Annotated in this window: 14 protein-coding genes; 10 read left to right on the top strand and 4 right to left on the bottom strand. The window is 72.2% G+C overall.

Translation table 11 applies throughout. The annotated features are described in order from the left end of the window. Positions 1-139 precede the first annotated feature (139 nt). Positions 140-2,623 (bottom strand): glycoside hydrolase family 9 protein, encoded by a 2,484-nt coding sequence (locus IEZ12_RS25355; protein ID WP_189274996.1) that lies wholly within the window; start codon positions 2,621-2,623, stop codon positions 140-142. A 669-nt stretch (positions 2,624-3,292) separates the two neighbouring features. Beyond that, positions 3,293-4,324 (bottom strand): LacI family DNA-binding transcriptional regulator, encoded by a 1,032-nt coding sequence (locus tag IEZ12_RS25350; RefSeq protein ID WP_229847975.1) that lies wholly within the window; start codon positions 4,322-4,324, stop codon positions 3,293-3,295. 824 nt (positions 4,325-5,148) lie between these two features. Here IEZ12_RS25350 and IEZ12_RS25345 point away from each other — a divergent pair. The 8 genes from IEZ12_RS25345 (at position 5,149) to IEZ12_RS25310 (ending at position 15,151) form a co-directional block, all read left to right on the top strand. After that, complete coding sequence (locus IEZ12_RS25345; protein ID WP_189274995.1) at positions 5,149-6,132, top strand: ABC transporter substrate-binding protein; 984 nt, start codon at positions 5,149-5,151, stop codon at positions 6,130-6,132. 65 nt (positions 6,133-6,197) lie between these two features. Further along, complete coding sequence (locus tag IEZ12_RS25340) at positions 6,198-7,718, top strand: sugar ABC transporter ATP-binding protein (protein WP_189274993.1); 1,521 nt, start codon at positions 6,198-6,200, stop codon at positions 7,716-7,718. Beyond that, entirely contained in the window at positions 7,715-8,797 is a 1,083-nt protein-coding gene (locus tag IEZ12_RS25335; RefSeq protein WP_189274991.1) for an ABC transporter permease, read from the top strand. The genes IEZ12_RS25340 and IEZ12_RS25335 overlap by 4 nt, the downstream gene beginning before the upstream one ends. Beyond that, the gene (gene yjfF / locus IEZ12_RS25330; protein WP_189274989.1) at positions 8,794-9,765 is read left to right on the top strand and encodes a galactofuranose ABC transporter, permease protein YjfF; all 972 of its coding nucleotides are present in this window, start codon (positions 8,794-8,796) and stop codon (positions 9,763-9,765) included. The genes IEZ12_RS25335 and yjfF overlap by 4 nt, the downstream gene beginning before the upstream one ends. 263 nt (positions 9,766-10,028) lie before the next feature. Further along, the gene (locus IEZ12_RS25325) at positions 10,029-11,726 is read left to right on the top strand and encodes a ribulokinase (protein WP_189275029.1); all 1,698 of its coding nucleotides are present in this window, start codon (positions 10,029-10,031) and stop codon (positions 11,724-11,726) included. A gap of 6 nt (positions 11,727-11,732) precedes the next feature. After that, the gene (locus IEZ12_RS25320) at positions 11,733-12,404 is read left to right on the top strand and encodes an L-ribulose-5-phosphate 4-epimerase (RefSeq protein ID WP_189274987.1); all 672 of its coding nucleotides are present in this window, start codon (positions 11,733-11,735) and stop codon (positions 12,402-12,404) included. Positions 12,405-12,417: 13 nt separating this feature from the next. Further along, positions 12,418-13,923: an L-arabinose isomerase gene (gene araA, locus IEZ12_RS25315; protein WP_189274985.1), complete on the top strand. Its 1,506-nt coding sequence runs from the start codon at positions 12,418-12,420 to the stop codon at positions 13,921-13,923. A gap of 145 nt (positions 13,924-14,068) precedes the next feature. After that, complete coding sequence (locus IEZ12_RS25310) at positions 14,069-15,151, top strand: aldose epimerase family protein (RefSeq protein WP_189274983.1); 1,083 nt, start codon at positions 14,069-14,071, stop codon at positions 15,149-15,151. Positions 15,152-15,395: 244 nt separating this feature from the next. Here IEZ12_RS25310 and IEZ12_RS25305 read toward each other — a convergent pair whose 3' ends face one another. Further along, on the bottom strand, positions 15,396-16,331 hold the full coding sequence (locus IEZ12_RS25305; RefSeq protein ID WP_189274981.1) for a pirin family protein: 936 nt from the start codon (positions 16,329-16,331) through the stop codon (positions 15,396-15,398). A gap of 166 nt (positions 16,332-16,497) precedes the next feature. On the opposite strand from IEZ12_RS25305, the gene IEZ12_RS25300 reads away from it, so the two are divergent. Further along, a complete protein-coding gene (locus IEZ12_RS25300) occupies positions 16,498-16,995 on the top strand; it encodes a carboxymuconolactone decarboxylase family protein (protein ID WP_189274979.1) in 498 nt (165 codons plus the stop codon). 98 nt (positions 16,996-17,093) lie between these two features. Next, the gene (locus IEZ12_RS25295) at positions 17,094-17,732 is read left to right on the top strand and encodes a DUF4291 domain-containing protein (protein WP_189274977.1); all 639 of its coding nucleotides are present in this window, start codon (positions 17,094-17,096) and stop codon (positions 17,730-17,732) included. 56 nt (positions 17,733-17,788) lie between these two features. On the opposite strand, the gene IEZ12_RS25290 is transcribed toward IEZ12_RS25295, so the two are convergent. Beyond that, entirely contained in the window at positions 17,789-18,319 is a 531-nt protein-coding gene (locus IEZ12_RS25290) for a GNAT family N-acetyltransferase (RefSeq protein ID WP_100589877.1), read from the bottom strand. Positions 18,320-18,332: the final 13 nt, after the last annotated feature.

Here is an 18,332-nt window from a genome sequence, read left to right as displayed (position 1 = left end):
GCGCTCCGGCGGGCCGGCTGTCGGGGTTGATTCCGATGGCCACCGTGGTGCGCGGGGCCCGCGGCCGGCGTCCTCCTCGGCCTGCTGCTGAGAACCGGTCTGCCCGCCGCACCGTGACGGTGCGGCGGGCAGCGGGTGCTCAGGCGCAGTCGGCGCCGTTCAGGGTGAACCGGGCCGGTGCCGGATTGGCGCCGGAGTACGACGCCTGGAAGCCGAAGCTCGCGCTCGCGCCGGGCGCCAGGGTTCCGTTCCACCCGGCATCCCGCGCGGTCACGGAGCTGCCGGCCTGCGACACGGTGGCGTTCCAGGCGTTGGAGATCCGCTGGTCGCCGCCGAAGCTCCACCCGAGGGTCCAACCGGAGACGGTGGCGGACCCGGTGTTCTTCACGGTCACCGTGGCGGTGAACCCGCTGCCCCAGGCGTTCTCCACCTTGTACGCCACCGCGCAGGCGGCGGTGGGCGGAGCCGTGTCGTCGTCCGCCTCGGTCGCCGTGAAGGTCGCCGCCTGGACGCCCTGACCGGCCGCCGTGAACACCGCGCTGCCTGCGAGGGTGTCCGCGTCCTGCGCCGCCGACAGCGAAACCTGCTGCGCGGTGGCCCAGTTGGCCGGGGTGAAGACCAGCGGGGCGGTGGCCGCCGACAGGTCGGTGTCGCCCGAGGTGCGGGTGACCGTCACCGTGACGTTCTGGGCGGGGGCGGCCGAGAGCTTCACTCCCACGCTCGCGGAGCCGCCCTCGGGGACGGTCACCGCCGTCGGCGTCACCTGCACCGCGGGCGCCGTCGGGGTCGCGCGCCGCTCGGCGGCGAACGCGGTCAGCCAGGCCAGCGAGGCGTTCCAGTTGATCGCCACCTCGTTGGTCGAGTACGAGCCGATGTCGTCGATGTAGCAGGCGGCCGGTGCGCAGCCGGCCAGTTGGGCCTTGGCGACCGGGTCCTCCAGGCCGGCGTTCGGGCCGCCCGCGAAGGAGCCGGCCGGCGGGTGCGGCAGCGAGGCGTCGTTCTGGTGCGCCCAGAACCGGTGGTGCTCGTTCTCCGAGGCCCGCTCGCCGTAGCCGCTCACGTAGGAGCGGTCCAGGGCGTTGCGGCCGAGCAGGTAGTCCATGGTCTCCAGTGCGCCGGTCCGGTACCGGGCGGCGCCGGACAGCTCGTAGGCGACCGCCAGCACCATCGCGTTGTTGGCGACTGAACTGTTCGACCCCCACACGTAGGCGTCGGCGGCGATCGGCACTGCGTAGCCCTGGCCGGCCATGGTGGCGAGGTAGCCGTCGGCGGCCGAGGTCAGCAGGCCGCGCAGCCGGGTCACGTCATCCGCGGGCAGCGCCACACCAGGCACGGTGGCCAGGGTGATCCGGCCGAGCGTCGCGGTGCCGCCCCACCAGAACCCGTCCACCGGCTTGCTGTGCAGCGGCGAGGAGACGACGGCGTCCCGGTACTGCGACTCGCCGGTGGTGGCGAGGAGTTCGGCTGCCGCCCAGTAGAACTCGTCGGACACGTCGGCGTCCTCGTACGCGCCGCCGCCGGTGCTGTCGGTCGCCGGGGCGAGGACGTTCGGGTTGGCCCTGGCGGCCGTCCAGGCGCGGCGGGCCGCGTCCAGGCAGCGGGCGGCGAAGGCGGCGTCGTACGGTGCGTAGACCCGGGCGCACTGGGCGGCGGTGGCGGCCAGGTTGAGCGTGGCGGCGGTCGACGGCTTGTGCAACTCGCGCTGCTGGTCGTCGAGTTCGGGGCGGGTCGGCAGACCGGTCCACTGCGCGTCGTGGATCTTGTGGAAGGCCATCCCGGCCATCGGCTTGCTGTCCGGGACCTGCATCCGCAGCAGGAACTCCAGCTCCCACCGGGCCTCGTCCAGGACGTCCGGCACCCCGTTGCCGCGTTCGGGCACCCGCAGGGTGGAGTCGCCGAGTGCCGCGTCGCCGCCCGAACGGCGCGCGCGCTCGAAGGAGTTGACCAGCTCCCAGGTCGCGATGCCGCCGTTGACGACGTACTTGCCCTGGTCGCCGGCGTCGTACCAGCCGCCGCGGACGTCCAGCTGGTAGTCGCACACCCCGGTCTGGCACGGCACGCCGGTGTCGCCCTTGTTCGGGGCCACTCCCAGGTGCCCGGCGGGGCGCGCGTACGCGCTGCCGCCGGCGAGGGCCGCGTCGATCGCGATGCCGCTGCGCTGCTGGTAGAAGAAGTTCAGGCTGTCGGCGCGCAGTCCGTCGTACAGCGACGCCGAGATGTCGAACGGGTGGCTGGCCGCGCCGCCGACGACCAGGGTGAAGCCGGTGCCGGTGCCGCCGTACGCGCCGAAGTCCACCAGGTGGGTGGATTGCCCGGACGCCTGGTCGGCGCCGTGCACGGTGGTGGCGCCGGCCGCGACCTGCGCGCCGGAGGCATCGCGCAACTGCCAGGCGAGCGGGGTGGTCGCGGAGTTGACCACCGTGGCCCGCTTGGGGCCGTCCGGCAGGTAGCCGAGCTGGTTCACCCGGACCGGGAAGTCCGCGGCCGTGGCGGCCGACGTGGCGGCCGACGCGGTGGCCGGGGCGAGCGCGGTGACGGTCGGGCCGACGGCGGCCAGGGCCAGGCCGGTGAGCAGGGCGGCCGCGCGTCGGGGCAGCCCGCGGCCGGAGGGGACGGGAGGCATGGGTGGGGCCTTCCTTCGGTGGGGAGAGGAGTGCAGGGGGTGGGAGCACACGCCGTGGGAGCGCTCCCAGACGCCCCAATGAAGCCAGCCGGACCGGTGATGCGTCAAGAGGCGGTAAATCAGCGAGAGTTGACGATCATGGATGGCCGGCGGGCGCACCGGGGCGTGCCCGGATCGCCCTGGCGACCGAACACCGCGGGGACGCCGGTCCCCGGGGCCGGCCGGGTGAGCGGATCGTCCCCGCGCAGGGACGCCGACCTCACGCCGTCCACCGGCCGGGTCTGCAGCAGGTGCTTCATCCGGACCTGGCCGCGGGCCGGCATGGCCGGACACGGCATCGGACGAAGGTCGGTCTCCTTCGGCACGGTCGAGGCGCCGGCGATGACCTGCCCGTGGAACGGGTCAAACGCCAACCACTGATCCACGGCCCGCGCGGCTGAGCCCGGCCGCCGCCGACGGGTCGGCCCGCAGTGCCGACGGGGCGTCAGGCCGCGGCGGGCGCGCACTCCTTCTTCCGGGCCTGCCGGACGGCGTGCCGAGAAACGAGAAGGCCGTCGGCAGGCCTTTCGCTGCGGGCGTGCCGAGCAGGGGCTGCGCGGCCGGACCCGGGCGCGGTACTGCCACGGGGGCGGGCCGGGTCGTCGCTGTCGGCCCGGCCGGTGGATGCGGTCAGGCGCGGTGGACCGGGCCGGTACTGCGGCGCAGCACTATTTCCGGGGCGACCCGTACTCGGGCACTGGGCCGTGTCGCGCCGCTGAGCTCGGCCACCAGCAATTCCAGGGCGCGGCGGCCGAGTTCGCCGAAGTCCTGCCGGACGGTGGTGAGCGGAGGGATGAAGTAGGCGGCTTCAGGGATGTCGTCGAAGCCGACCACACTGATGTCGTCCGGTACCGAGCGGCCGCCCTCGTGCAGAGCGCGCAGCAGGCCGAGGGCCATGTGGTCGTTGGCGCAGAACACCGCGGTGACGTCGGCGAGCGCGGCGATCCGCTGGCCCGCCTCGTAGCCCGACCGGGCACTCCAGTCGCCGGTTTCCACGGCGGGTACGCGCGCGCCGGCGGCCTCCAGAGTGCGGCGCCAACCCTCCTGGCGGTCCTGGCTCTCCAGCCAGCCCGCCGGGCCGGCCAGATGATGGACGGTGCTGTGGCCGAGGTCGAGGAGTTGCTGGGCGGCCGCGACCGCTCCGGAGAGGTTGTCGACCGAGACCGTCGGGATGCTGGAGCGGGTGCCGGAGCCGACCGCGACCACCGGGATCGAGCTGGAGAGCTTGGCGACGGCGCTGACCGCGGAGGTCTGCGGGGCGATCACCACCACTCCTTCGACGCCCTGGTCGCGCAGCCGGTCGACGGCCTCCTGGACGGAGCGGCTGTCCAGCGAGCGCAGGCTGGCGACGCTGACGAAGTACCCGGCGCTTCGGGCCGCCCGCTCGATGCCGTCCAACATCGAGGCGGGCCCGTACAGCGTGGACTCGAAGCTGACCACGCCCAGGGTCTGCGAGCGGCGGGTGACCAGCGCCCGGGCGGCCGAGTTCGGCCGGTAGTCGAGCTCCCGGATGGCGGCGAGCACCCGGTCCCGGGTGCCCGGCCGGACGTGCGGCGCGCCGTTGAGGACCCGCGACACCGTCTGGTGCGACACCCCTGCCAGCTTCGCAACGTCCGCCATCACCGGCTGACGCGACTCCAGGTCGGCCGTTTCGGTCCCCAACTCGACTCTCCCTCAATGACTGCGGACAACCACCGGGCGGCCGGCCCGCCTCGTGCAGAGCAAGGGGGAGCGGCAGTGGCCTCGTGCCGGTGCTTCAGGGTACCGCCGATTATTGTTTACGCTCACAATTGACCTCGCGCAGTGGGCGAGGGTTGATCGGCGGCGGCTGTGGTTCCGCGCCAACCAGCTTGTGCAGTAAGGAAGTTCAAGTCGGTCGCCAGCGGCGGAAGGGGCGGCGCTCCGATAGGCGTACGGCAGCCTGCCCGGGTTGACGGCCAGGGTTGCGGAGGCGGCCGGGTCGCTGCTGCGGTTCGCCGGGACGCGCCACCTGGCCGTGTCGACCGTCGGCGCCGAAGCGTCGCCGGTGTCGACCGCGGCCAGGAGTGCGGCGGACAACCGTGATCGTCGGCCGGTGGAGCGCCGTTCTCGGAGTGGGGAAGCGCGACCGTGATCGCCAACAGCGGTCCTGTGTCCAGGTCGTGACACGGAGGAAAGCATGGTGGTGGCGGGGCGTCAAGGAGGTCGAGGTGACTTGATCGTGGCCCGCGGCCGGTTCGGGTTCGGGCGCGAGCGCCGTGTGCCGGGGAGGGGTGTGCATGGCCGGTCAAGATTGGGTAACGGGCGGCGGCGGGGCTTGTGGCAGCCGATTGTGAACGCTAACAATCTCACTCGAGCGAAACGGCGCCGCCACGCCGCGTTCACATCGACGAGATAACGGGCCTTCCCCGGCCGGGCCCCGGCCCCGGTCGTCCCGCCCGGTCCCGTGAACGCCGGCCGGTCTCCGCCGTCCGTGCGATCGACGATCCCCGAGAGGAAGTCCTCACATGTCCAAGAGAGCTGCGGCGGCGCTGGTCGCCGGTGCGATGGTCGCTGTCCTCACCGCGTGTGGTTCCGGCGGCGGCGGTGGCTCTGCCGGCAAGGGTTCCGGTCACAAGCTCGTCGTGGGCTTCTCGCAGGTCGGTGCGGAGAGCGGCTGGCGCACGGCCAACACCAAGTCGATCCAGGAGTCGGCGAAGAAGGCCGGCATCGAGCTGAAGTTCTCCGACGCGCAGCAGAAGCAGGAGAACCAGATCAAGGCGATCCGCTCGTTCATCCAGCAGAAGGTCGACGTGATCGCCTTCTCGCCGGTGGTCGAGTCGGGCTGGGACACCGTCCTGAAGGAGGCGAAGGACGCGCACATCCCGGTGATCCTGACCGACCGCGCGGTCGACTCCAGGGACGAGTCGCTGTACGTGTCCTTCCTCGGCTCGGACTTCGTGGAGGAGGGCAAGAAGGCCGGCGACTGGCTGGTGAAGGAGTACCAGGGCAAGCCCGGTGACGTGAACGTCGTCCAGTTGGAGGGCACCACGGGCTCCGCACCCGCCAATGACCGCAAGTCCGGCTTCGCGGACGCCGTCAAGGGCGAGCCGAAGTTCAAGGTGGTCGCCTCGCAGACCGGCGACTTCACCCGCGCCAAGGGCAAGGAGGTCATGCAGGCCTTCCTGAAGTCCCAGCCGAAGATCGACGTGCTGTACGCGCACAACGACGACATGGCGCTGGGCGCGATCCAGGCGATCGAGGAGGCCGGGAAGAAGCCCGGCGCCGACATCAGGATCGTCTCCGTCGACGGCGTCAAGGACGCCTTCACCGCGATGAGCCAGGGCAAGATCAACTACGACGTCGAGTGCAACCCGCTGCTCGGCGACCAGCTGATGGACCTGGTGAAGAAGGTCAAGGCGGGTGAGAGCGTGCCGCGGCGGATCAAGACCGAGGAGGGCGCCTTCACTCCCGAGCAGGCCACTGCGGCCCTGCCCAACCGCCAGTACTGACCTGCCCCGCCGGGTCGGGCCGCCCTCGGGCGGCCCGGCCCGGGAGACACGAGAGGAGAGCCGGGGTGCGGCAGCAACCGGTCCTGGAAGTCCGGGGGATCCGCAAGGAGTTCCCCGGGGTGGTGGCGCTGGACGGGGTCGACTTCCGGCTCTTCCCCGGCGAGGTGCACGCCCTGATGGGGGAGAACGGCGCCGGGAAGTCCACGCTGATCAAGGTGCTCACCGGCGTCCACCCATCGGACGGCGGCGAGGTCGAGCTGGCCGGCGAACCGGTGCGGATCGCCGGGCCGCTTCAGGCCCAACGGGCCGGCATCAGCACGGTCTACCAGGAGGTGAACCTCTGCCCGAACCTCTCGGTCGCGGAGAACATCTTCATCGGGCGCGAACCCCGCCGGTTCGGCCTGATCGACTGGGCGGCGATGCGGCGCCGGGCCGCCGAACGGGTCCGCGGAATCGACCTGGACATCGACGTCAGCGCCCCGCTGAACAGCTACTCCATCGCCGTCCAGCAGCTGGTGGCGATCGTCCGCGCGGTCGACGTCTCCGCCAAGGTCCTGATCCTGGACGAGCCGACCTCCAGCCTGGACCGCGACGAAGTGCGCCAACTCTTCGCCGTCATGCGGCGGTTGCGCGACCAGGGCGTGGCGATCCTGTTCGTCTCGCACTTCCTCGACCAGGTCTACGAGATCTGCGACCGGATGACCGTGCTGCGCAACGGCCGCCTGGAGGGCGAGTACCTGACCGGCGAACTGAACCAGGTCGAACTCGTCTCCCGGATGATCGGCGCCGAACTCGCCGGACTCGACCAGCTCGGCGGCGGCAAGCGGCGCGAACGCACCGCCCCCACCGGCAAGGCGTTCCTGCAGGCCGACCGGCTGACCCGGCGCGGCGCCGTCGAACCGTACGACCTCGACATCCGCCCCGGCGAGGTGATCGGCCTGGCCGGACTGCTCGGCTCCGGACGGACCGAAGCCGCCCGGCTGCTGTTCGGCGCCGACCAGAGCGACGGCGGCACCCTGCGGATCGAGGGCGCCGTGACCGCGCTGCGCAGCCCGCGCGACGCGATCGCCCACGGCATCGCGTTCTGCTCGGAGAACCGCAAGACCGAGGGACTGGTCGGCGAACTGACCGTCCGCGAGAACATCGTGCTGGCCCTGCAGGCCTCCCGCGGCTGGACCCGCCCGCTTTCGCGCACCGCGCAGGACGCCTACGCGCTGCGCTGGATCCGCGCCCTGGACATCCGCCCCGGCCACCCCGAGGCACTGGTGCGCAACCTCAGCGGCGGCAACCAGCAGAAGGTGCTGCTCGCCCGCTGGCTGATCACCGACCCGAAGCTGCTGATCCTCGACGAGCCCACCCGCGGCATCGACATCGGTGCCAAGGCCGAGATCCAGAAGCTGGTGGCGAACCTCGCCGAGGACGGCATGGCAGTGCTGTTCATCTCCGCCGAACTGGAGGAGGTGCTGCGGCTCAGCCATCGAATCGGCGTGCTGCGCGACCACCGGATGGTCGCCCAGCTCGACAATGACGGCGAACTCACCCCGGAGCGAGTCCTGGCCACCATCGCGAGCGGAGCGGACCAATGAGCACGGCAACGGCGGCGAGCCCGGTGAAGGCGGTGACCCGGTCCCGGCTGTTCTGGCCGGCCGTGGTGCTGGCCGTGCTCCTGGTCGCCAACCTCGCCTTCACTCCCGACTTCCTCGCCGTCCGCCTCCAGGGCGGCCACCTCTACGGCTCCCTGATCGACATCCTGCACTTCGGCGCCCCGCTGATCCTGGTCTCCCTCGGCATGACCCTGGTGATCGCCACCGGCGGCATCGACCTCTCGGTCGGCTCCACCGTCGCGATCTCCGGCGCCCTGGCCTGCCTGCACATCAGCGAGTCCACCGACCCCGGCGGCCTCGCCACCGTGCTGACCGCCGTCGGCATCGCGCTCGGCACCGCCCTGGTGCTCGGGGCCGTCAACGGCCTGCTGGTGGCCAAGGCCGGCGTGCAGCCGATCATCGCCACCCTGATCCTGATGGTCGCCGGCCGCGGCGTGGCCCAGCTGATCACCGACGGCCAGATCATCACCGTCACCAGCGACCCGTACAAGCTGATTGGTGGCGGCTACTGGCTGACCATGCCGTTCGCGATCCTGCTCAGCGCCCTGGTGGTGGTGGCCACCGTCCTGCTGACCCGCTCCACCGCGCTCGGCCTGCTGCTGGAGTCCGTCGGCGGCAACCCGGTGGCCAGCCGGCTGGTCGGCATCCGGGCGATGCGCCTGGTGGCCCTGGTCTACGTGTTCAGCGCGCTGTGCGCGGCGCTGGCCGGCCTGATGGTGTCCTCCAACGTCTCGGCCGCCGACGGCAACAACGCCGGACTGTGGATCGAGCTGGACGCCATCCTCGCGGTGGTGCTCGGCGGAACCTCGCTGAACGGCGGACGGTTCTCGATCGGCGGCACCGTCCTGGGCGCGCTCATCATCCAGACCCTCTCCACCACCGTTTACACCATCGGCATCCCGCCGGAGACCACCCTGGTGTTCAAGGCGTTCGTGGTCATCACGGTCTGCCTGATCCAGTCGCCCGTCTTCCGCGCCAAGCTCGCCGCCCGCGGCGCCCGCACCCGGCGCACCGCCCGGCCGCACGCCGCGGCCCCCACCAACCGGGAGGTCGGCGCATGAACGCCCACGCCCTGCTGACCCGCCTGCGCGGACAGCTCCCGCTGCTGGTCACCGCGGTCCTGCTGGTGTCGATGTTCAGCGTCGGCTCGGTGCAGTACGACGGCTTCTTCTCCGGCCAGGTCGTGCTCAACCTGCTGATCGACAACGCCTTCCTGCTGGTCGTCGCGGTCGGCATGACCTTCGTCGTGCTCACCGGCGGCATCGACCTGTCGGTCGGCGCGGTGGTGGCGCTGTCCACCATGGTCTCCGCCTGGCTGGTCGAACAGCACGGCTGGCCGCCGCTGCTGGTGATCCCGCTGGTCCTGCTGATGGGCACCGCCGGCGGCTGGCTGATGGGCTGGATCATCCACGTCTTCGAGATCCAGCCGTTCATCGTCACCCTGGCCGGCATGTTCCTGGCCCGCGGCCTGTGCTACACCATCAGCGTCGAGTCGATCTCCATCACCGACCCGCAGTACACCGCGACAGCGCAGACCCGGATCCCGCTCGGCGACCTGTTCGTCTCCCCGAGCGCGCTGATCGCCCTGCTGGTGGTCGCCGCCGGCTTCGTGGTCCTGCACTACACCCGGTTCGGCCGCAACGTGTACGCGCTCGGCGGCAGCGAGCAGTCCGCGCTGCTGATGGGCCTGCCGGTGCAGCGCACCAAGACCACTGTCTACGCGATCAGCGGCTTCTGCTCCGCGCTCGGCGGCGTGCTGCTCACCTTCTACATGCTGTCCGGCTACGGCCTGCACGCGGTGGGCCTGGAACTCGACGCGATCGCCGCGGTCGTCATCGGCGGCACCCTGCTGACCGGCGGCTCCGGCTACCTGCTGGGCACCCTGCTCGGCGTGCTGGTGCTCGGCCTGATCCAGACCGTGATCAGCTTCCAGGGCACCCTCAGCTCCTGGTGGACCCGGATCGTCATCGGCGCCCTGCTGTTCGTCTTCATCGTCCTGCAGCGCCTGATCACCGCCCGCCGACGCTGACGGCCTCCGGTCTGCGGCCCGGAGCCTGCGTCACCGGGCCGCGGCGCGCACCTGAATGTGAGCGCTACCAATTCCGCTGACCCCGCCGGGCCGTACGGCACCCCGCTTCGTCGGACGGCCCGCGCGGTTCCCGGTCCGCGCCCGTCAACGGCGCGGGCCGGGAGCACCGGTCGGCCGCCGGCCCGCAAGGACGCGGAACCGCCGGCGGCCGCCGACCCCCACCGTCCACGCCCCCACCCGATGCCAAGGAAGAGACAGTGAGCGTGACTTCCCACCACGACCAGGCGAACACGTCGGAGAGCTACGTCGTCGGCGTGGACTTCGGCACCCTGTCGGGGCGCGCGGTCGTGGTCCGCACCAGCGACGGCGAAGAGCTCGGCACCGCCGTGCACGCCTACCCGCACGCCGTCATCGCGGACCGCCTGCCCGGCACCGGCCGCCGCCTGCCCCCCGACTGGGCGCTCCAGCACCCCGAGGACTGGCGCGAGGTGCTGCGCACCGCCGTCCCCGCCGCGCTGGCGGCCGCCGGCGTCGACCCGGCCGCCGTGATCGGCATCGCCACCGACTTCACCGCCTGCACCGTGCTGCCCACCCTGGCCGACGGCACCCCGCTCGCCGAACTGCCCGAGTGGGCGCGGAGACCGCACGCCTGGCCCAAGCTGTGGAAGCACCACGCCGCCCAGGGCCAGGCGGACCGGATCAACGCCCTGGCGCACGCCCGGAGCGAGAAGTGGATCCACCGCTACGGCGGGAAGATCTCCGCGGAGTGGCAGTTCGCGAAGGCCCTGCAGGTGCTGGAGGAGGACGCCGAGGTCTACGCGGCGTGCGAGCGCTGGATCGAGGCCGCCGACTGGATCGTCTGGCAGCTGACCGGCACGGAGTCCCGCAACACCTGCACCGCCGGGTACAAGGGGATCTTCCAGGACGGCGGTTACCCGTCCGAAGAGTACCTGGCCGCCCTGCATCCCGATTTCGCGGACTTCGCCCGCACCCGGCTGGAGCACCCGCTCGCGCCGCTGGGCACCCGGGTCGGGTCGCTGACCGCCGAGGCCGCCGCGTGGACGGGCCTGCCGGAGGGCATCGCGGTCGCCGCCGGGAACGTGGACGCGCACGTGGCGGCCCCCGCCGCGCAGGCCGTCGAGAACGGCAGGCTGCTGGCGATCATGGGCACCTCCACCTGCCACGTCGTCAACGGCCCCGCCCTGGCGGACGTCCCCGGCATCTGCGGGGTCGTCGACGGCGGCATCGCCGAGGGCTCCTGGGGCTACGAGGCCGGACAGAGCGCGGTCGGCGACATCTTCGCCTGGTGGCTGCGCCAGGGCCTGCCCGCCGACCACCTCGCCGAGGCCGAGGCCAACGGCGAGGACGCGCACCAACTGCTCACCCGCAAGGCCGCCGCCCAACGCGTCGGCGCCCACGGCCTGGTGGCGCTCGACTGGATGAACGGCAACCGCTCCACCCTGGTCGACCACCACCTCTCCGGCGTCATCGCCGGACTCACCCTCGCCACCACCCCCGAGGACGTCTACCGCGCCCTGCTGGAGGCCACCGCCTACGGCGCCCGCACCATCGTCGAAGCCCTGGAGAACGGCGGCGTCCCCGTCACCGAGTTCGTCGTCACCGGCGGACTGAAGAAGAACGCCCTGCTCATGCAGATCCACGCCGACGTGCTGCGCCGCCCGGTCTCGCTGGCGGCCTCCGAACAGGGCCCGGCTCTCGGCTCGGCCGTCCACGCCGCCGTCGCCGCCGGCGCCCACCCCGACGTCCGCACCGCCGCCGCCGCGATGGGCCGCGTCCAGCGCCACGCCTACCTGCCCGATCCGGCCCGCGCGGACGCCTACGACGCCCTGTACGCCGAGTACCGCCTGCTGCACGAGCACTTCGGCACCGGCCCCGACCTGCTGCTGCACCGCCTGCGCGCCATCCGCAACACCGCCCTCAGCCACGACACCGAGGACTGACACCCCATGAGCGAAGCCATCGACCTGCTGCGCCGCCGAGTCGCCGACCTGCACCAGGAACTGGTCCGCTACGGCCTGGTCGTGTGGACGGCGGGCAACGTCTCCGCCCGCGTCCCCGGCGAGGACCTGCTGGTCATCAAGCCCAGCGGCGTCTCCTACGACGAGCTGACGCCGCAGAACATGATCCTGTGCGACCTGGACGGCAACGTCGTCGAGGGCGAGCACCTCCCGTCCTCCGACACCGCCGCGCACGCCTACGTCTACCGCCACCGCCCCGACGTGGGCGGCGTGGTGCACACCCACTCCACCTACGCCAGTGCCTGGGCCGCGCGCGGCGAGCCGGTGCCGTGCGTGCTGACCGCGATGGCCGACGAGTTCGGCGCCGAGATCCCGATCGGCCCGTTCGCGCTGATCGGCGACGACTCGATCGGCCGCGGCATCGTCGAGACCCTGGCCGGGCACCGCTCGCCCGCCGTGCTGATGAAGAGCCACGGCGTGTTCACCATCGGCAAGGACGCCGAGGCCGCCGTCAAGGCCGCCGTCATGTGCGAGGACGTCGCGCGCACCGTGCACGTCTCGCGCCAGCTCGGCGAGCCGCTGCCCATCGCGCAGGACGACATCGACCGCCTCAACTTCCGCTACCAGAACGTCTACGGCCAGCGCCCCGCGGCCCAGTGAAGGAGTACCACCAGTGACCGAGGTTTTCACCGGACGCGAGATCTGGTTCCTCACCGGGAGCCAGGGCCTCTACGGGCCCGAGACGCTGCAGCAGGTCGCCGAGCAGTCCCAGCAGGTCATCAACCAGCTCGCCCGCACCGGCCTGCCCGTGCGCCCGATCTGGAAGCCCGTCCTCACCGACGCCGACGCGATCCGCCGCGTGTGCCTGGAGGCCAACGCCGACGACGCCTGCGTCGGCCTGATCGCCTGGATGCACACCTTCTCCCCCGCCAAGATGTGGATCGCCGGCCTGGACGCGTTGCGCAAGCCGCTGCTGCACCTGCACACCCAGGCCAACCGCGACCTGCCGTGGTCGACCATCGACATGGACTTCATGAACCTGAACCAGGCCGCCCACGGCGACCGCGAGTTCGGCTACGTCCAGTCCCGCCTCGGCGTCGCCCGCAAGACCGTCGCCGGCCACGTCGGCGATCCCGCCGTCGCCCGCCGCATCGCCACCTGGTCGCGGGCCGCCGCCGGCCGCGCCGACCTCGGCTCGCTCAAGCTCGCCCGCTTCGGCGACAACATGCGCGACGTCGCCGTCACCGAGGGCGACAAGGTCGAGGCCCAACTGCGCTTCGGCGTCTCCGTCAACACCTACGCCGTCAACGACCTGGTCGCCGCCGTCGATGCCACCGCGGACGCCGACGTCGACAAGCTCGTCCGCGAGTACGCGGAGCTCTACCGCCTCGCCCCCGAACTGCGCCCCGGCGGCGAGCGCCACGACTCGCTGCGCTACGCCGCCCGGATCGAACTCGGCCTGCGCGGCTTCCTGAAGGACGGCGGCTTCGGCGCCTTCACCACCAACTTCGAGGACCTCGGCGGCCTGCGCCAGCTCCCCGGCCTCGCCGTCCAGCGCCTGATGGCCGACGGCTACGGCTTCGGCGGCGAGGGCGACTGGAAGACCGCCGTCCTGCTGCGCACCCTCAAGACCGCCGCCACCGGCCTGCCCGGCGGCACCTCCTTCATGGAGGACTACACCTACCACCTGGAGCCCGGACGGGAGTTGATCCTCGGCGCGCACATGCTGGAGGTCTGCCCGAGCATCGCCTCCGCCACCCCCTCCTGCGAGATCCACCCGCTGGGCATCGGCGGCCGGGAGGACCCCGTCCGGCTGGTCTTCGACGCCGCGCCCGGCCCCGCCGTCGTCGTCGGACTGGCCGACCTCGGCGACCGCTTCCGCCTGGTCGCCAACGAGATCGACGTCGTCACGCCCACCGAGCCGCTGCCCAACCTCCCCGTTGCCCGCGCCGTCTGGCAGCCCCGCCCCGATCTGCGCACCTCCACCGAAGCCTGGCTCACCGCCGGCGGCCCCCACCACACCGTGCTCACCAGCGCCCTCGACAGCGACCACCTCGACGACCTCGCCGAAATGCTCAAGGTCGAGCTCGTCCTCATCGAACAGGACACCACCATGCGCCGCTTCACCCGCGAACTGCGTTGGAACCAGGCGTACCACCGCCTCGCCCAGGGCCTCTGACCCGGGTTTCCGAGGGATTGTCACCGAGGACCGACGACGCCCGCCCGCCCGCGGGCGTCGTCACCCGTTTCCGCACCGGTTCGTCTGCTTGCCCGCTTGCCTGCCCCCTACCCCCTGCCGCCCGCACGCCGAACGGAGCCCGCCCGTGCCGCCCGAAGCATCCGACCGACCGAGGATCACTCAGGCCGAGGTCGCGCCCCTCCCCGACGGCCGCTGGATCACCCGCTGGACATTCGGCGCCCCGGGCGGCGTCACGGCGGAGGTGCTCAGCCTCGGCGCCCGGCTGGAAGCCTTGCACGCCCCCGACCGCGACGGTCACCGCAGCAACGTCGTGCTCGGCGGCGACCGGGTCGCGGAACTGCTCGGCGACGCCGCCTACTTCGGCGCCACCGTCGGACGCTGCGCCAACCGCGTCGCCCGCGGCACCCTGCCGCTGGACGGCGCCGTGCACCGCCTCGCCACCCAGGACACCGGCCACACCCTGCATGGCGGACCCGACGGCTTTGCCACCCGCCTGTGGGAGGGCACGCCCGTCCGGGAGGATCGGCGGGTCGGCGTCCGCCTGCGCTTGCACAGCCCGGACGGCGACCAGGGCTTCCCCGGCGCGCTGACCGCCCAGGTCAGCTACCTGCTCGACGCTGCGGGCGAGTTGACCATCGACTACCGGGCCGTCACCGACGCGCCCACTGTCGTCAACCTCACCAACCACGCCTACTTCAACCTCGCGGGCGAGGGCAGCGGCACCGTCCTCGACCACCTGCTCCGGGTCGACGCCGCCGGCTACCTCCCCGTCGACGACGACCTGATCCCGCGCGGCCCGATCGAACCCGTCGCCGGCACCCCCTTCGACCTCCGCGAAACCCGGGCGATCGCCGACCGACTGACGGACCGCCACCCGCAGCTCGCCCTGGCCGGCGGCGGCTACGACCACAACTGGGTCCTGGACGGCACCGGCCTGCGGACCGTCGCGGTCCTCACCGACCCGGCCAGCGGCCGCCGCCTCGAAATCCGGACCACCGAACCCGGCCTTCAGGTCTACACCGGCAACCACTTCGACGGTGCGGTCACCGGCCGCTCCGGCCGCCCCTACCGCGCGCACGCGGGCATCGCCCTGGAGACCCAGCACTTCCCCGACTCCCCGAACCATCCCGAGTACCCCTCCACCGTCCTGCGCCCAGGGGAGGAATACCGCTCCACCACGGTCTACCGGTTCACCGCCGGCCGCTGACGGTCGCCCACGGCACGATGCCCGGCCGCCCGCACCGCCGAACGAAAGTCAGCAAAAAGTCAGCATTCATTCGCCCACAGCCTGCAAAACCGGCCCACAGTATGGGAATCGACAGGGTGCCGGCGTTCGTAACCGAGATGCCCGTCGGAGGTGAACGCGACCCCGACGCCGGTGTCGAGGGCGGTCGCGGAGCACCCTTCACGCCTCGGCGTCCGCGACTGCCCAAGGAAGGCGTTTCTGCAGGTCAGTCGCGGTTTCCGCGCGCCTTGAGGGCTACGTTCGGGAGCTCCGGAGCGGGCAGGCGGTCGCCCGGGTAGCCCTCGACTTCGCCGAAGCGGGCGCCCTTCTCCCAGTCGAGTCGTGCTTGCACGATTTCTTCGCCGGATCGGCCGATGAAGTTCCACCACATGACGATCTCCTCCTCGAAGGGGGTGCCGCCGAGGAGGACGAGGCGGGCGGGGGTGGGGGAGGGGTTGGTGAGGGTGAGGGTGGTGGGGCCGGCGGGGAGGAAGCCGAGGTCGGCGGGGTGCAGGGGGGCGCCGGCGAAGGTGATGTCGCCCTGGTCGACGAGGAGGCCGTGTTCGAAGGCGGGGTCGACGTCGAGGGTGAGGGTGGCTCCCGGGTCGAGGGTGATCTCGGCGCCGAGGAGCGGGCTGAAGGTGGGGACGGGGGAGGTGTCGCCGGCCAGGGTGCCGAGGAAGACGCGGGCCTCGCCGCCGTCGAAGGTGACGGCAGTGGGCACGTGGTGGTGGAAGTCCCGGGCGGTGTGGCGGTGTTCGTCGGGGAGGGCGACCCAGAGTTGGACGCCGTGCAGGATGCTGGTGGCGGCCGTGGAGGTCTCGGAGTGGGCGATGCCGTGACCGGCCGTCATGAGGTTGAGCTCGCCGGGGCGGACGAAGGCGTGCACGCCGAGGCTGTCGCGGTGCTCGATCTCGCCGCTGAACAGCCAGCTGACGGTCTGCAGTCCAATGTGCGGGTGCGGGGCGACGTCCATGCCGCCGGTGGTGGCGACGTCGTCGGGGCCGTAGTGGTCGATGAAGCACCAGGCGCCGATCAGGGTGCGCTCGCGCTGGGGGAGGGTGCGACGGACGGTCATCGCGCGCGGTCCGCCGAGCGGGACGTCCCGCGGCGGGAGGACCCGGACGGTGGCCGGGCGGGGCCCGTTCTCGGCGGTGCTCATGGTGGTGCTCCCTCCCGTGCCGTCCGGAAGCCGGGGCTTCCGTGCGACTCGTTCCGCTCGTTTCACGTGTTCTGATTGTCCTGCGCGCGCGGCAAATCGTTTCAGCTTCAACTATTATGGAGTGTATCGTCCGACAAACACCAGCGCGTAGGCGGAGGAGCTCAAGGTGACCGAGGTGGCGACCATCACGACCGGCCGGCGGGTCTACATCGACAAGCAGCACCCGCAGGCCTTCCGGGCCATGCTCTCCACCGCCGAGACGGTCCGCGAGGCCGCCGCGGAGGCGGGCCTCGACCGCCGTCTGGTCGAGCTGGTCAACCTGCGGGTCTCGCAGATCAACGGCTGCGCCTACTGCCTGGACCTGCACACCAAGGCCGCGTTGCAGGCGGGCGAGAGCGTGCAGCGGCTCGGCGTGCTGAGCGCCTGGCGCGACACCGAGGTGTTCGACGAGCGCGAGCGGGCCGCCCTGGCGCTGGCCGAGGCGACCACCCACCCCGCCGACTCCACCGCCCAGGAGGCGGCGTACGCGCAGGCCCGGGCAGTGTTCGGGGACGAGCAGATCTCCGCCGTGATCTGGGTCGCCGTCGCCATCAACGCCTTCAACCGCGTCTCGATCCTGAGCAAGCACCCGGTCCGGCCTCCCCGGGTGCCCGCCAAGGGCTGACGGTCCGTCGGCACAGCAAGTCCTCTGCGAACAACCGCCCGGCCGCCGGACCGGAAAATGCGTGGCCGGTGGGCCCGGGCGGATGGCAGGGTCGGAGGATGGCTCAGCAGCGCAGCTCGCCCCGACAGTCGCCGTCCCGGCACTCGCCGCGCGGCCCCGTCGCGTCCGGGCAGTCGTCCGAACTGCACGCGGTGCGCGCCGACTTCGACGACAGCACGATCGTGGTCTACCAGGCGTACGCGCCGGCCATCGCCGAACCCGCGCTGCGCGCCGGGCGGTTCGTCGCGCCGTTCTCGTTCCGGCGGATGACCTGGATCAAGCCCTCGCTGCCCTGGCTGCTGCACCGCAGCAACTGGGCCGCCAAACCGGGGCAGGAACGCATCCTGGCCGTCCGGATCACCCGCCGGGGCTGGGAACGCGCCCTGGCAGCAGCCGAGTTGACCACCGGGGACCAGCAGCGCCTGGCGGCGGCCGAAGTGCACGTCCAGTGGGATCCGGAGCGGTCGCTGCGCGGGGCGGCGCTCAACCACTACAGCATCCAGGTCGGCCTGGGGCGGGAGACCGTCCGCACCTTCGTCGACGAGTGGATCGTCTCCCTCACCGACCTCACCCCGCAGATCCGGCGCGCCGCCGAGCTGGTCCGCGCCGGTCGCACCGAACAGGCCCGCCGGCTGCTCCCCGACGAGCGCCGCTACCCGCTGCCCGCCGACCTCGCCGCGCGCCTCTGCCGAGTCTGAAAGCCCGCCGAAACCCGCCTGGGCAGGGCGGGCGGCGGGCGGTGCGGGACGGGGGATCAGGGCAGGTCGGCGGGGCGGATCCGGTACACCTGCAGGTTCAGGTCGTAGTACTTGGTGGTCTCGCCGACCCAGCGCATCCCGAGCCGTTTCGCCACCGCGTGCGCCCGTTCGTTCTTCGGCCGGGCCACCGCGAAGATCTCCTCGACGTCCTTGGTGAACGCCCAGTGCAACAGGGCCAGGCCCGCCTCGGTCGCATACCCCTGGCCCCAGGCGTGCGGGGCGAGCTGCCAGGTGATCTCCAGGTCCTCCTCGTAGGGCGGCAGCGGCCGGATGCCGAACCCGCCGACCACCTTCCCGTCCTCCCTGCGCTCCACCGCCCAGCGCCCGCGCGGCGGCAGCAGCCCGGGCTGCTCCTGCGCCCAGGCCTGCAGCACCGTCCGCATCGCGTCGACGTCGGTGACCCGGGCCATCGCGGGCGTCAGCCAGCGGGCGACGTCCGTGGAGCCGTACACGGCCAGCGCGTCCTCGGCGTCGTCGGGCGTCCAGTCGCGGACGACGAGCCGATCAGTGGTCAGGCTGATCCCCATGGCCGGGTCCTCC

This window comes from Kitasatospora griseola, from assembly GCF_014648555.1.
In the GTDB taxonomy this organism is placed as follows: domain Bacteria; phylum Actinomycetota; class Actinomycetes; order Streptomycetales; family Streptomycetaceae; genus Kitasatospora; species Kitasatospora griseola.
Note: the sequence above shows the minus strand (reverse complement) of the source record. Positions and strands in the feature narration are given on the sequence as shown.

Bases quoted from the DNA above. Each gene is read 5' to 3' on its own strand.
- IEZ12_RS25305 (WP_189274981.1), bottom strand. From the start codon at position 16,331: ATGAGCACCGCCGAGAACGGGCCCCGCCCGGCCACCGTCCGGGTCCTC.
- IEZ12_RS25345 (WP_189274995.1), top strand. From the start codon at position 5,149: ATGTCCAAGAGAGCTGCGGCGGCGCTGGTCGCCGGTGCGATGGTCGCT.
- IEZ12_RS25295 (WP_189274977.1), top strand. From the start codon at position 17,094: ATGGCTCAGCAGCGCAGCTCGCCCCGACAGTCGCCGTCCCGGCACTCG.
- IEZ12_RS25355 (WP_189274996.1), bottom strand. From the start codon at position 2,623: ATGCCTCCCGTCCCCTCCGGCCGCGGGCTGCCCCGACGCGCGGCCGCC.
- yjfF (WP_189274989.1), top strand. From the start codon at position 8,794: ATGAACGCCCACGCCCTGCTGACCCGCCTGCGCGGACAGCTCCCGCTG.
- IEZ12_RS25335 (WP_189274991.1), top strand. From the start codon at position 7,715: ATGAGCACGGCAACGGCGGCGAGCCCGGTGAAGGCGGTGACCCGGTCC.
- IEZ12_RS25320 (WP_189274987.1), top strand. From the start codon at position 11,733: ATGAGCGAAGCCATCGACCTGCTGCGCCGCCGAGTCGCCGACCTGCAC.
- IEZ12_RS25290 (WP_100589877.1), bottom strand. From the start codon at position 18,319: ATGGGGATCAGCCTGACCACTGATCGGCTCGTCGTCCGCGACTGGACG.